The organism is Streptomyces sp. NPDC059454 (genome assembly GCF_042749965.1).
In the GTDB taxonomy this organism is placed as follows: domain Bacteria; phylum Actinomycetota; class Actinomycetes; order Streptomycetales; family Streptomycetaceae; genus Streptomyces.
The window spans coordinates 116,904-130,200 of record NZ_JBHYVC010000008.1; the positions used below are offsets into that span (position 1 = coordinate 116,904).

The following is a 13,297-nucleotide window of genomic DNA, read 5'->3' on the forward strand; positions in this document are numbered from 1 at the left end:
ACGAACGGCCTGCTACGAAGAGCGCGTCGATAACGGACAGCCGAACGCCTCGTGAAAAGCGGAACGGCCTCCCTCGCCGAGCAACTTCAGCAGTCTACTCGGACCAGGAGGCCGCACCCAAAACGATCAACGGGAGACCCCGTGCAGAACCCTTACTGCACGGGTCCGCCGCTCAGGCCTACTGCTCGTCGAACAGGCTCGTCACCGAACCGTCCCGGAACACCTCACGCGCCGCACGCGCGATCGTCGGCGCGATCGACAACACCTTGATCTTGTCGAGGGACTCACTCAACTCGCCCGGCGTCGGCAGCGTATTGGTGAACACGAACTCACTCACCCGCGAGTTCTTCAACCGGTCCGCCGCCGGACCCGACAGCACACCGTGCGTCGCCGTCACGATGACGTCCTCCGCACCGTGCGCGAACAACGCGTCCGCCGCGGCACAGATCGTGCCACCCGTGTCGATCATGTCATCGACCAGGACGCAGATCCGGCCCTCCACGTCACCCACGACCTCGTGCACCGTGACCTGGTTCGCCACGTCCTTGTCCCGGCGCTTGTGCACGATCGCCAGCGGCGCACCCAGCCGGTCGCACCAACGGTCCGCCACCCGCACACGGCCCGCGTCCGGAGACACCACCGTCAGCTTCGAACGGTCCACCTTCGCACCCACGTAGTCCGCGAGGAGCGGCAGCGCGAACAAGTGATCCACCGGACCGTCGAAGAAGCCCTGGATCTGATCCGTGTGCAGATCCACCGCCAGCAGCCGGTCCGCACCCGCCGTCTTCATCAGGTCCGCGATCAGACGCGCCGAAATCGGTTCACGACCCCGGTGCTTCTTGTCCTGCCGCGCGTAACCGTAGAACGGCACGATGACCGTGATGGACCTGGCCGACGCACGCTTCAACGCGTCGATCATGATCAACTGCTCCATGATCCACTTGTTGATCGGAGCGGTGTGGCTCTGGATCAGGAAGCAGTCGGCGCCACGAGCCGACTCCTGATACCGCACATAGATCTCGCCATTGGCGAAGTCGAAGGCCTTCGTCGGCACGACCCCGACATCCAGCTGTTGGGCGACCTCCTCGGCAAGCTCGGGGTGGGCGCGGCCGGAGAAGAACATCATCTTCTTCTCGCCGGTCGTCTTGATCCCGGTCACAGCACAGTCTCCTCAGAGGTGTCGCAGCTGATGGCGGTGCGGAAGTGCACTTATCACGGTACGCCCTGTCCGACAGGGCCGAATCCGGTCAGTCCTCGCCCGCCGGCTCCCGCGAAGCCGCCTCCGCCGCCTTCGCGGCAGCACTCCCCGGACGCTTACGAGCCACCCAACCCTCGATATTCCGCTGCTGGCCACGGGCCACAGCCAGCGAACCCGGCGGCACATCCTTCGTGATCACCGAACCGGCAGCCGTGTAAGCGCCGTCCCCGACCGTGACAGGTGCCACAAACATGTTGTCCGAACCGGTCCGGCAGTGCGATCCGACCGTCGTGTGATGTTTGTCCTGCCCGTCGTAATTGACGAACACACTCGCCGCACCGATGTTCGAAAACTCGCCGATCGTCGCATCCCCCACATACGACAGATGCGGAACCTTCGTCCCCTCACCGATCGACGCGTTCTTCGTCTCGACGTACGTACCCACCTTGGCCTTACGCGCCAACCGCGACCCCGGACGCAGATACGCGTACGGCCCCACACTCGCCTCAGGACCCACCTCGGCACCCACCGCCACCGCGTTGTCCACCCGCGCCCCCGCACCCACCCGCGTATCCGTCAACCGCGAGTTCGGCCCGACCTCACACCCCTCACCGAGATGCGTCGCCCCGTGCAACTGCGTCCCCGGATGAACGACCACGTCCTGCTCGAACGACACGGTCACATCGACCCACGTCGTCGCAGGATCGACCACGGTGACACCCGACAACATGGCAGCGGCCAGCAACCGGTCGTTGAGAATCCGCCGCGCCTCCGACAACTGCACCCGGTTGTTGATCCCCGCGATCTCCCGGTGATCCCCCGCCGCCGACGCACCCACCCGGTGCCCCGCCCCACGCAGGATCCCGAGCACATCCGTCAGATACTCCTCACCCTGACTGTTGTCCGTCCGCACCCTCTTCAACGCGTCCGCCAACAACGCCCCGTCGAACGCGAACACACCCGAGTTGATCTCCCGGATCGCCCGCTGCGCGGCGGACGCGTCCTTGTGCTCCACGATCCCCGTCACGGCACCGCTGTCGTCCCGCACGATCCGCCCGTAACCCGTCGCGTCCGGCACCTCGGCCGTCAGCACCGTCACCGCGTTGCCGTCGGAGGCGTGCGTGGCCGACAACCGCCGCAGCGTCTCACCCGTCAGCAGCGGAGTGTCACCGCACACGACGACGACCGTCCCGTCCACGGAACCGCCCAGCTCCTCCAGCCCCATCCGCACGGCGTGCCCGGTGCCGTTCTGCTCCGCCTGCACGGCGGTACGGACGGACGGGGCGATCTCCGCGAGATGCGCGGTCACCTTCTCGCGGGCGTGACCCACGACGACGACCAGGTTCTCCGGCTCCAGCTCACCGGCCGCGGCGAGCACATGACCCACCAGGGAACGGCCACAGATGTCGTGCAGGACCTTCGGTGTGGCCGACTTCATACGGGTGCCCTCACCCGCTGCGAGAACGACGACGGCTGCCGGGCGACTGGTGCTCACGGGATGCCCTTCGGCTGAATCGGGGAGGGGGGTGGACATCCGCAGGATACCGGGGCGTTTGTGGGGGAAGCATGAGAGCGGGCCCTGACGGAAATGTCAGGGCCCGGACAGAGCAGCTCCCCCATCAGGATTTGAACCTGAACTTAAGGGACCAAAACCCTCAGTGCTGCCTGATTACACCATGGGGGATGAAACTCGACTAAACCGGACATTCGGTTAGGTCGCCGAGTCGGCACCCAACACTATGCCGTACCAAGAGCCTTCGATGCGACGGTACAGGTCGGCACCCTTCAAGACTTTGATCACCAAGCAGCCCCGGTACGAGTCACCCACGTTCTTTCTCACCGTCTTGGGATTGTGCCGCTTGAGCGTCGTCTTGTTGAACGCGCTGCGGTCGGCGTGGACGAGCTCGGCCCAGTACTGCTCCGCGCCTGCCACGTCGGCGTTCTCGTGGATCATGACCGTGAAGCGGAGGCGCTCGCGTTCGACTCCAAGCAGGTCGAGCCAAGCCGGGAAGACCTTGATCATGTCGGGGTCGCTGTTGACGAAGGTGACGTTCTCGCGGCGGTCGTACGGCTTGTCCTTGCTGCCCTCCGCCCAGTACGAGCCGACGCCCACCAGGAACAGCTCGCGGGCCGACAGGTCACCGATCGCCTGCTTGGCCGCTTCCTTGGTGCGCTGCCGCTCCTCGTCCCGGATGCGCAGCTTCGCTTCCCAGCCCCGGCGGGCGATGGCTGCGGCTTCCTCGGGAGTGCGCTTGCGTTCAGGCTTCGGCAGGTCCCGTACCCATGGCGACACCGAGCTTCTGGAGCAGCCCAGCTCGGCCTCGATCTGGTCGTACGTCCACCCCTGGAGCCGTAGCTCCCGGGCCTTGGTCCTGAGGCCGTCCTTCGCGTTGGGGCGTTTCGTCCAGGCCGGCGGTGGTTCCCCCTTCACCAGCTGGTTGAGGATGTCGTTGTTGTAGATCTTCAGTTCGTCGCGGATCTGACGGAGGCTGTGGCCCGCCCGTCGCAGGGCGACCGCCCGCTCCCGCAGGCTCTCGAAGTCGGCGTATTTGCCGGATGCATGTGTCACACGCATACCGTCCGGGTGGAATGGTCGGTTCCCCCCTCGAACGGTGTCCGATTCAACAGTTCGAGGGATTTCGGGCCGTACCGCATCCGAACGGTCACCCTGTGTGGTGTGATCCGGACGTGAAAACTTGCCGGAAAAGCGGCGCTGTGCGCCCGTAGGCTGGACGCATGACCACGACGGGGGAAGAGCGTGTGACGGCCCGGGGAGGGCCGTGGTGGTGGGACAGACGGCGTAGTGCCGTGCTGGATGTGGGGCTCGCGGTGGTGTCCGCGGTGGAGTGCGGGCTGGAGGGGATCCCGTTCGCGTGGGAGGCGGGGCTTCCGGCCGGCGTGGGGGTCGTCTTCGGTGTGCTGGCCGGTTCCGTGCTGCTGGTGCGGCGGAAGTGGCCGATCGCGGTGGTGCTGGTGGCGATCGCGGTGACGCCTGCCGCGATGGGTTTCCTGATGGGCGTCGTCGGTCTGTATTCGCTGGCCGCGTCCGATGTGCCGCGGCGGATCATCGCGTCGCTGGCCGGGATGCAGTCGGTGGGTGTGCTCATCGTGATGTTCGTGCGGATGCGGCAGAACCTGGCGCGGGGGGATCTGGACGTCGGGGACTGGATCGTGCCGTTCGCGTCGATCACGACGGCGATCGGGGTGACGGCGCCGCCGTTGTTACTGGGTCTGTATGTGGGGGCGCGGCGGCGGTTGATGGAGAGTCTGCGGGAGCGGGCGGACAGTCTGGAGCGGGAGCTTCAGTTGCTCGCGGAGCGGGCCGAGGAGCGGGCGGAGTGGGCGCGGGGCGAGGAGCGGACGCGGATCGCGCGTGAGATGCACGACGTGGTGGCGCACCGGGTGAGTCTGATGGTGGTGCATGCGGCGGCGTTGCAGGCGGTGGCGCGGAAGGATCCCGAGAAGGCCGTGAGGAACGCTGCTCTGGTGGGGGACATGGGGCGGCAGGCGTTGACGGAGTTGCGGGAGATGCTCGGGGTGTTGCGTTCCGGTGGGAACGGGGAGCGGCGGCGGGAGCGGGCGTCGGTGCCGTTGGCGGCGGTGGGGGTGGCTGCTGCGGTTGCTGCGTCGCGGGCGGTGGATGAGGGGGAGGGGCCGTGTCTGTCGGAGATCGAGGAGTTGGTGGGGCAGTCGGCGGCTGCGGGGATGGTGGTTGATCTGTCGGTGGTGGGGGAGTCGCGGTCGTGTGCGCGGGAGGTGGAGTCGACGGCGTATCGGGTGGTGCAGGAGGCGCTGACGAACGTGCACAAGCATGCGGCGGGTGCGAAGACGTATGTGCGTCTGGCGTACCGGGTGTCGGAGATCGCGATGCAGGTGGAGAACGAGCCGCCGCCGGAGGCGGCGTCGTCGGCGGGGTTGCCGTCGGGGGGGAACGGTCTGGTGGGGATGAAGGAGCGGGTGTCGGCGTTGGGTGGGGTGTTTGTGTCGGGGCCGACGGACGCGGGGGGGTTCCGGGTGTCGGCGGTGATTCCGGCGTCGTAGCCCGGTCGGCTGTGGGGTTCAGCCGGCGGTGAGGCGTGTGGGTTGGATGCCGGAGACGAGGGTGGTGAGGGCGTGGTCGATGTCGGGGCCGAGGTACCAGTCGCCGGTGTGGTCGAGGGCGTAGACGCGGCCTTGGGTGTCGATGCCGAGGAGGGCTTGGGTGTCGGCCTCGGCGCCGAGGGGGCAGACCTCGGTGTCGAGGGCGCGGCCGAGGTCGCCGAGGGTGCGGGCCAGGTGGAGGCCGTGGAGCGGGTCGAGGTGCAGGGTCGCGGGGGCGATCTGGCGGCCGGGGCCGCCGGGGGTGATGCGGAGTCCGCCGAATTCGGCCCAGGCTTCGACGGCGGCCGGGAAGACGGTGTGGCGGTGTCCTGCGGGTGAGGTGTGGTCGCGCAGGGTGTCGGCCCAGATTTCCGCTTGTTTGATGTCCCAGCGTCCGGGTTGCCAGCCGGCGGCGCGCAGGGCTGCGTCGACGGGTACGGCGAAGCGGGAGGGGGGTCCTCCCGGTCGAGTGGAGCCGAGGCTGGGGGAGGAGGCGCGGTCGGTGTGCATCTGCCCTTTGTTCGTCTTGTTCGTCGAGGTCGTGGGGTGGTGCGGGGCCGGGGTCAGCCGTTGGTGGCGGGGTCGACCGTGCGGACGCCGAAGTGGGCGGTGAGTGCGGCGCAGGCGCGGCAGGGGGCGGCGTAGGCGCCGTGGAGGGGGTCGCCGTCCTCGCGGATGCGGCGGGTGGTGAGTTTGGCCTGTTTGAGGGCTTTGCGGGCTTCGCCGTTGGTCATGGGTTTGCGTGCGGCGCGTTTGCTGCGGGCGGCGTCGGCGGTGGTGATGTGCCGGGAGATGAGGATGGTCTCGGCGCAGCGGCCGGTGAAGCGGTCGCGTTGGTCGCTGGTGAGGGTGTCGAGGAAGTCCTGGACGAGGGGGTGGAGGGCGGGGGGTGTGTCGCCGCGGGCGGCGGTGCCGGTGAGGGTGGTGCCGCGGACGGAGAGGGCCGCGGCGATGGTGGGCAGGATGCCGTCGCGGCGGTGGTGGAGGGTGGGGGTGTGGGTGGTGTCGGCGGCGCTCCAGCCGACGCGGGGGTCACCGGAGCGAGGGTCGCCCGTGGGGCCGTTGTGCGGCCCTGTCTGCGTCACGTTCATGATCATCATCCCCTCCCGAGCATCCCCCGGATGTCACAGAGTGCCAAATGGCGTGGTGGATGCGGAAGCTGGGGCGGGGCGACACGCCCGGGTTTGGGCGGGCTGTCACGGGAGGGTGACGGCTGGTCACGGAAGCGGAGGGGTGGATGACCGGCGCCGGTGACCGGTGTCGTCGTACCGCATAGGCTGTCGGCAGCCGCGATCCATGCGGTGATCCGCGCGGTTGTGTGTGCGGGCGCCGTGGGGGTCGTGGGAGCAAGCAGTCGAGACAGACGTGACAGTCGAATACGTTCCGTAACGGTCCGAAGGCGGGCGGTGCGGGACGTACAGAGTGCCGCAGGGGGCAACCGCCATGACGACAGGTCGGCTCGGGCTGGGTGTGCCTCCCGGCCGCCAGGCCGGGGGACAAGCCGCGCCGCCGAACGCGGCCTATGCCGGGCAGGTCGTGCACTTCCCGGATCCGGTGCGGGCGGCACGTCACCCGAGGGGGGTGCGGGTGGACGAGCGCGGATACCCGGACTTTTCGCCCTATGCGCGCGCGGTCGCGGAGGTCGCGGAGCCGCCGGAGGGTTTCGGTGTCGACGAGTTGCGGTTGACGGACTATGTGTCGGCGAACGCGGCGTTGGCGGCGAGCGGTCACGATCTGTGGGACACGGTGCCGGCGGTGGCGACGCCGCACGGCTGGACGTGGCATCACGTGGTGGGGTCGCGGCGGCTGGAGCTGGTGCCGGTCGAGGTGAAGGCGCTGCTGCGGCACCACGGCGGGGTGGCGACCTCGGCGGTGGACCATGACAAGCGGGGTACGCGGCCGTTGCAGGAGACGCGGCCGGCGCATTTCGGGCTGCCGAAGTCGGGTGTGGCGGTGACGGAGTCGCAGGTCGTGGGGGTGGAGGAGGATCTCGGGTACCGGTTGCCGGGCGCGTACCGGTCGTTTTTGAAGGCGGCGGGTGGTTGCGCGCCGGTGGGGACGGCGTTGGACGCGCAGCTGGGGCTGCTGGTGGACCAGCCGTTCTTCACGGTGCGGGACGAGGCGGCGGTCAACGACCTCGTGTATGTGAACAAGTGTCTGCGTGATCATCTGACCAAGGACTACCTGTGCGTCGCTTTCGTGCAGGGCGGGCTGCTGGCCGTGAAGGTGCGGGGTGAGCGGCAGGGTTCGGTGTGGTTCTGCGCGTACGACGACGCGCGGGACGTGGATCCGTCGTGGCCGCCGGCCGAGCGGGTGGAGCGGCTGCTGTTGTCGTGCGGGGATGATTTCGATGTGTTCCTGTCCCGGCTGGCGGGGTCTCCGCCGGAGCTGGAGACGGTGGCGAATCTGATGGTGGACGGTGGGTTCGCGCGTGCCGTTCCGGTTTCTTCCGCGGGGGAGTGAGCTTCGGCGATGGTGACGTTCGCGCAGGCGCAGGAGCGCGCGGAGGAGTGGGTCAACGGGGATGTGCCGTCGTACCAGCATCGTGAGGTGCGGGTCCGGGAGTTCGACCTCGGGTTCGTGGTGTGGGCGGAGGACCGTGCGGACGGGCCCCGTTCGGACGGGGGTGCGCAGCGGCTGGTGATCGCCCGTGACAGTGGCGAGGCGACGCTGTGGCCGGCGTTGCCGGTGGGTGAGGTGATCCGCCGGTACGAGGAGGAGTACGGCCGTGACGACTCGGCGCCGGAGCCGGTGCCGGCGCCTGCGGCGCGGGTGGATCTGAATCAGACGTCGTTCTTGTTGAGTCCGCCGGAGTGGTTGCAGGAGGCGGCGGACCGGCTGGGTATTCCGGATCGGCGGGGGGAGGATTCGGGGGCGGGTGCGTCTGCGGCTTCGGCCGGCGGTTCGGGTTCGGGTTCGTCCGCGGGGTCCGTGGCCGGTTCGGGTTCGTCCGCGGGGTCTGCTTCGGGTGGGGCGTCGGGCGCCGATGGCGCGGCTTCTGCGTCGGCTGCGGTTTCCGCTTCGGGGGCGGGGGGCGCGTCTGCCGGTTCTCCGGGGGCGTCCGCCGGTTCGGGGGCTCCTGTGCCGGGTGCGGCGGTCGGGGCGGGGAGCGGTGCCGCGTGGCCCGCCGCCGGGGGGAGCGATTCCCGGGCGGGGGCCGGTGCCCCGGCCGGGGCGACTCCGTGGGCCGGTACGGACACCAACGCCGATGCCGGTGAGGACCGTTCCGTGCCGCTGCCGGAGACCGTGTTCGCGCCGCAGCTGGGCGAGTCCGGCGAGGACACTCCGCCGCCCGCGGCTCCGCCGGAGGCGAAGACGGCGCTGCTGTCGGGCGGCAGTGGGCTTCCGCCGACGGCCGTCGCGCCGGCGGTCCAGGATTCCGGTGTGCCGCGGGGAGCGCCGGGTGCGCCGTCGCCCACGCGGGGCGGTGCGCCGTACGGCCCTCCGCACGGGCCCGGTGGTGCGTCCACGCCTCCGCCGGCCGGTCCGGGTGGGCCGGAGCGGCCGCTCGCGCCGAACGCCGGGGACATCGCGGACGCCGCGACCAACAAGGCGGCTCCGCCTGCGCGGCGCGGCTCGGGCGCGACGCCCCCGCCTCCGCCGGGCGCCCCGGGGACTCCGGGTGCGCGTCCGGGTGGCACGCCTGCGCCGCCGTCCGCTCCGGCGGGCGGGTACGTACCGACGCAGATGGCGCCGTCGCTCGGCCTCGACGGGCCGGGGGCGCCGGGTGCTCCGACCCCGCCGCCCGGGACGCCCGCCCCGCCTCCGCCGCCCGGTGGTGCCCACCACGCGGCGACGATGGTCGCGAGTCCGGGCGGCCCCGGGGTGCCCCAGCCTCCGGGACCGCCCGGGGTTCCGGGGGCTCCCGGCGCACCGGGCACCCCGCGGCCGCCGGGTGCGCCCCAGCCTCCCGTTCCTCCCGGGGTCCCGGGTGCCCTTGGCGCCCCGCGGCCGCCGGTCCCGCCTGGTGCTCCTGGTGCGCCCGGCGCTCCCGGGGGCGGGCGCGGGCCCGTGCATCACGCGGAGACCGTGCTGGCCGGGCCGCCGGTGGCCGGGCCCGGTACGCCTCCGCCGCCCGCGCCCCCGGGAATGCCCGGCGGTGCTCCGCCGATGCCGCCCGCTGGGATGCCCCCCGGTACGCCTCCGCCCGGGGTCCCCGTGCCGGGGCAGCCGCCGGCGTACGGCTATCCGCAGCCGCCCGCCGGTCAGCCGACCGTCGGCCCGGGCTACCAGGCCGTGCTGCGCTACCGCGCGCAGGACGGCAGCGAGCAGCAGCTGATCCGGCGTTCGGCGCCGGGCACGCCGCACCCGGAGTGGCAGATCTTCCACGAGCTGCGCGCCATGAACGTGCCGCCGGGCCAGGTGCTGGAGCTGCACACCGAGCTGGAGTCGTGCGAGCTGCCGGGCGCGTACTGCGCGCGGATGATCCGTGAGCAGTGGCCGCAGGCGCGGATCACGTCCATCGCGCCGTACGGCACGGATCACGCGAGCCGGCAGCAGGGCATGCGGCAGCTGCTGGCCCACCAGGGTGAGTTGCATCAGGTGGCGGACGGTCCGGCGCGCCCCGCGCCGGTGCGTGCGCCGGTTTTGCCGGTGCAGCCCGTGCCGCCGGTGCCGCCGGAGGCGGTCGCGCAGGAGCTGGCGGGGGCGTTCGGGCCGGGTGTGTTCCGGTTCGAGCAGGCGGCGGTGTCCCGGCAGGGTGTGCCGCCGGTCGTGGCGCACACCCTGGTGGCGGCGGGGCTGCCGCTGGACATGGGCCCGTTCTTCTGGGCGCAGGCGCAGCCGGGCCGGCCGGTGCCGACGCTGGCGGAGCTGGCGGCGGAGCGGGGGGTGCAGCCTGCCTCGGACGCGGGTTCGTACCTGGTGATGGGCAGCGACTTCGGCAAGGCGATCTGTGTGCAGTACGGCACGGCGAACATCGTCGCGGTGCCGGTGGAGTCCGGGCCGGGCGGTGCGCCCGTGCCGCCGCAGTTCGTGAACACCGGTCTGCCGGAGTTCGCGCGTTGTCTGGCGTTGCTGGGCCGGATGTGGCGGTTGCGGTTCGGGCTGAACCAGGAGCAGGCGGGCCGCTGGACGGTGGACTTCCAGGCGCAGTTGGCCGCGCTGGACCCGGCGGCGCTGGGTTCGCCGGAGAGCTGGTGGTCGGTGCTGCTGGAGCAGATGTGGGACGGACTGCTCTGATCGGTCGTAGCTGAGTCCCGTGTGACGCGAGGAGCCGGGCCCGGTCGTCCTGACGACCGGGCCCGGCTTTTGCGTGCCCTCCTCGCGGAGTGTCGCGTTATGAACACTTCCGTGTCATCCATCAAGATGTGCGCGATTCATCCCATTTCGTGCTCGGTCTTTCGTGCTGGGCTTCGTGTCCGTCGGTGGAGAGGGGTTCCAGGGTGAGCAGCGCATCGGTGTCGTCGCAGGGCTTCGAGGTCGTGCGGGGGCGCGGCTACCGTCCCTTGCAGGTGATCGCGTACGTCGAGGCGCTCTCGGGCCGTCGTGACGCCGCCTGGGAGCGGGCCGCGCGGCTCACCGTCCTCGCCCGGGAGATGGAGGAGGATCTGGAGCTGCTGCGGGTGCGGGTGGCGGGGCTGGCACCGCAGACGTACGAGTCGCTGGGGGAGAGCGCGCGGCGGCTGTTCGCGCTGGCGCGGGAGGAGGCGGCGGCCGTACGGGAGTCGGCGCGGCAGTACGCGCGGGACGTGACGGACCTGGCGGAGGACGACGCGACCGGCGTGCGGGAGGCCGCGCGGGCGTACGCCGGGACCGTACGCGCCGAGGCCGACGAGCACGCCGGGGAGGTGCTGCTGGCGGCCCGCGCGGAGGCCGACCGGATCCGAATCGAGGCCCGGCTCGAGGTGAAGGAGCGGCGCGCGCAGACGCTGGCGGTACTGCGGGAGATGCGGGAGCGCACCTCCGGGATGCTCGCCGAGGCGGCGGGGGAGCAGGCGGAACGGCTGGACGCGGTGGCCCGGGAGGAGGCCGCGCGGGTGACCGCGCTGGAGGCCCGGCACACGGAGGCGGAGGAGCGTGCCGAGCGCGCGCTGGCCGAGGCGCGGCAGGTCTTCGCCGACGCGGAGGAGTCGGCGCGCCGCCGCGCGGAGGAGGCGCGGGAGCGGGCGGCGGAGCTGCTCGCCGAGGCACGTGTCCGCGCGGAGGGCGTCGCGCGGGAGACCGAGCGGGTGCTGCGCGAGCACGCCGGGACGCGGGAGGACGTACAGGCGCAACTGGACCAGGTGTGCGCCGGCCTCAGCGCGCTGACGGGCCGGGCCGTGGAGTGACCCGGCTCCGGGCGTGAGTCCTTTGGCGCGGCTGATGCGGAAGGGGTCGTCCGGGGCGCGGGGCCCGTTCAGTCCTCGAGCACCGGGAACCTGCGCGGCGCGAGGACCAGCAGGACCAGGAACGCCAGTGCCGCCGCGCACGCCGCGCCGAGGTAGACCGCGTGCACGGCGTCCGCGACGGCCCGGCGGGTCGCCTCGGGGACGGTGCCCGCGTCCAGGGCGCGGGTGACGGAGTCCAGGTCGTTCGCGCCGCCGAGGCGCGCGGCCAGGACGCCGTTGGCGACCGCGCCGAAGAGGGCCGCGCCGATGGTCTGGCCGGTCTGCCGGCAGAAGAGGATCGACCCGGTCGCCGTACCGCGTTCCTCCCACTCCACCGACGACTGCACCCCGATGATCAGGGGCAGCTGGAACAGGCCGAGGGCCGCGCCCAGCAGCAGCATCAGCAGGGTCGGCTGCCACGCCTCTCCGGGATAGGGGAGGAAGGTGAACGCGAAGAGGACGATCGCGGCCGTGCCGATGCCGAGCATCGCGGTGCTGCGGAAGCCGATGCGGCGGTACACGTGCTGGCTGAGGGCGGCCGACACCGGCCAGGTCAGCGTCCACGCGGAGAGGACGAATCCGGCGGCCACCGGGGCGAGGCCGAGGACGGACTGGGCGTAGGTGGGCAGGAAGACCGTGGGGGCCACCATCAGCAGGCCCAGGGCGCCGAGGGCCAGGTTGACGGCGGCGATCGTGCGGCGGCGCCACACCCAGCCGGGGATGATCGGCTCCGCCGCGCGGTGTTCCGCCACGACCACGACCGCGAGGAGCGCGGCTCCCGCCGCGAACAGGGCCAGTGACGGTGCGGACAGCCACGGCCAGGCGACCCCGCCCTGCACGAGCGCGGTGAGCAGGACGCCCCCGCAGGCGAAGATCGCGACCGCGCCCGCCCAGTCCACGCGCGCGTGGCGGCCGTTGTCCCGTCGCGGCTCGTAGAGGTGACGGACGATCAGCCACAACGCCACCGTTCCGACGGGCAGGTTGACGAGGAAGATCCAGCGCCAGTCGGCGTAGGAGGCGAGCAGTCCGCCGATGCCGGGGCCGGCCACCGCGGAGAGGGCCCACACGGTGGAGAGGCGGGCCTGGATCTTCGGGCGTTCCTGAAGCGGGTACAGGTCGGCGGCGAGGGTCTGCACCGTGCCCTGGAGGGCGCCGCCGCCCAGGCCCTGCACGATGCGGAACGCGATGAGCGCGGCCATGTTCCAGGCCACGGCACACAGCAGCGAGCCCAGGAGGAACAGGGCGGCGCCCGCGACGAGGACCGGTTTGCGGCCGAAGGTGTCGGAGAGCTTGCCGTAGAGGGGGAGGGTGACCGTCACGGCCAGCAGGTAGCCGGAGAAGAGCCAGGAGAAGTAGGAGAAGCCGCCGAGGTCGCCGACGATCTGCGGGACGGCGGTGGACACGATGGTGGAGTCGAGTGCCGCCAGGGCCATCGCGAGCATCAGCGCGGCGACGACGGCACCGCGCCGCCCGGTCGCGGCGGCTCGCCCGCTGTCGCGTGTCACCGGTCTGGTGCCGTCCACCCGGAGTCCCTTCCTCGCGGTTGATTGTCCCTTGCACCTGTCTGCCGCCGCACAGCTTCGCACTTGACCCTCACGCGGCGGGAGGGCGGATCCTTCATGAGCCTGCGGGTGGAGCGACCCCGAGACGGTGTCCACCCATCGGAGGAGAGCCCTTAGGGGTACCTCCGTACTACGGGTCGGGGAGGGTT

Annotated in this window: 10 protein-coding genes; 4 read left to right on the forward strand and 6 right to left on the reverse strand. The window is 71.3% G+C overall.

What is annotated here, in order from left to right:
- Nucleotides 1–178: 178 nt before the first annotated feature.
- The 3 genes from ACFXAE_RS08395 to ACFXAE_RS08405 form a co-directional block, all read right to left on the reverse strand.
- The gene (locus tag ACFXAE_RS08395) at nt 179–1,159 is read right to left on the reverse strand and encodes a ribose-phosphate diphosphokinase (protein ID WP_384709951.1); all 981 of its coding nucleotides are present in this window, start codon (nt 1,157–1,159) and stop codon (nt 179–181) included.
- An 88-nt stretch (nt 1,160–1,247) separates the two neighbouring features.
- Entirely contained in the window at nt 1,248–2,693 is a 1,446-nt protein-coding gene (glmU, locus tag ACFXAE_RS08400; RefSeq protein ID WP_384709954.1) for a bifunctional UDP-N-acetylglucosamine diphosphorylase/glucosamine-1-phosphate N-acetyltransferase GlmU, read from the reverse strand.
- Nucleotides 2,694–2,909: 216 nt separating this feature from the next.
- Entirely contained in the window at nt 2,910–3,767 is an 858-nt protein-coding gene (locus ACFXAE_RS08405; RefSeq protein ID WP_384709957.1) for a hypothetical protein, read from the reverse strand.
- Nucleotides 3,768–3,934: 167 nt separating this feature from the next.
- Between ACFXAE_RS08405 and ACFXAE_RS08410 the strand changes: the two genes are divergently transcribed.
- A complete protein-coding gene (locus ACFXAE_RS08410) occupies nt 3,935–5,239 on the forward strand; it encodes a sensor histidine kinase (protein ID WP_384709960.1) in 1,305 nt (434 codons plus the stop codon).
- An 18-nt stretch (nt 5,240–5,257) separates the two neighbouring features.
- Here the strand turns inward: ACFXAE_RS08410 and ACFXAE_RS08415 are convergent, their stop codons facing one another.
- Together ACFXAE_RS08415 and ACFXAE_RS08420 are read right to left on the reverse strand one after the other, a co-directional pair.
- Complete coding sequence (locus tag ACFXAE_RS08415; RefSeq protein ID WP_384709963.1) at nt 5,258–5,788, reverse strand: SUKH-3 domain-containing protein; 531 nt, start codon at nt 5,786–5,788, stop codon at nt 5,258–5,260.
- Nucleotides 5,789–5,841: 53 nt separating this feature from the next.
- On the reverse strand, nt 5,842–6,369 hold the full coding sequence (locus tag ACFXAE_RS08420; protein ID WP_384709965.1) for a YwqJ-related putative deaminase: 528 nt from the start codon (nt 6,367–6,369) through the stop codon (nt 5,842–5,844).
- Nucleotides 6,370–6,721: 352 nt separating this feature from the next.
- Between ACFXAE_RS08420 and ACFXAE_RS08425 the strand changes: the two genes are divergently transcribed.
- The 3 genes from ACFXAE_RS08425 to ACFXAE_RS08435 all read left to right on the forward strand — a co-directional run bounded on the left by ACFXAE_RS08425 (nt 6,722) and on the right by ACFXAE_RS08435 (nt 11,547).
- Nucleotides 6,722–7,741, forward strand: coding sequence for an SMI1/KNR4 family protein (locus ACFXAE_RS08425; protein WP_384709968.1), 1,020 nt, complete (start codon nt 6,722–6,724; stop codon nt 7,739–7,741).
- Between the two features lie 9 nt (nt 7,742–7,750).
- Nucleotides 7,751–10,459 carry an SUKH-4 family immunity protein gene (locus ACFXAE_RS08430; RefSeq protein WP_384709971.1) on the forward strand — a complete coding sequence of 903 codons (2,709 nt, stop codon included), beginning with the start codon at nt 7,751–7,753 and terminating at the stop codon, nt 10,457–10,459.
- 203 nt (nt 10,460–10,662) lie between these two features.
- Nucleotides 10,663–11,547: a cellulose-binding protein gene (locus ACFXAE_RS08435; RefSeq protein ID WP_384709973.1), complete on the forward strand. Its 885-nt coding sequence runs from the start codon at nt 10,663–10,665 to the stop codon at nt 11,545–11,547.
- Between the two features lie 68 nt (nt 11,548–11,615).
- On the opposite strand, the gene ACFXAE_RS08440 is transcribed toward ACFXAE_RS08435, so the two are convergent.
- Entirely contained in the window at nt 11,616–13,109 is a 1,494-nt protein-coding gene (locus ACFXAE_RS08440; RefSeq protein ID WP_384709976.1) for an MFS transporter, read from the reverse strand.
- Nucleotides 13,110–13,297 lie beyond the last annotated feature (188 nt).

Coding starts and splice junctions, on each gene's coding strand:
- ACFXAE_RS08410 (WP_384709960.1), top strand. CDS start 3,935: ATGACCACGACGGGGGAAGAGCGTGTGACGGCCCGGGGAGGGCCGTGG.
- ACFXAE_RS08415 (WP_384709963.1), bottom strand. CDS start 5,788: ATGCACACCGACCGCGCCTCCTCCCCCAGCCTCGGCTCCACTCGACCG.
- ACFXAE_RS08420 (WP_384709965.1), bottom strand. CDS start 6,369: ATGAACGTGACGCAGACAGGGCCGCACAACGGCCCCACGGGCGACCCT.
- ACFXAE_RS08425 (WP_384709968.1), top strand. CDS start 6,722: ATGACGACAGGTCGGCTCGGGCTGGGTGTGCCTCCCGGCCGCCAGGCC.
- ACFXAE_RS08430 (WP_384709971.1), top strand. CDS start 7,751: ATGGTGACGTTCGCGCAGGCGCAGGAGCGCGCGGAGGAGTGGGTCAAC.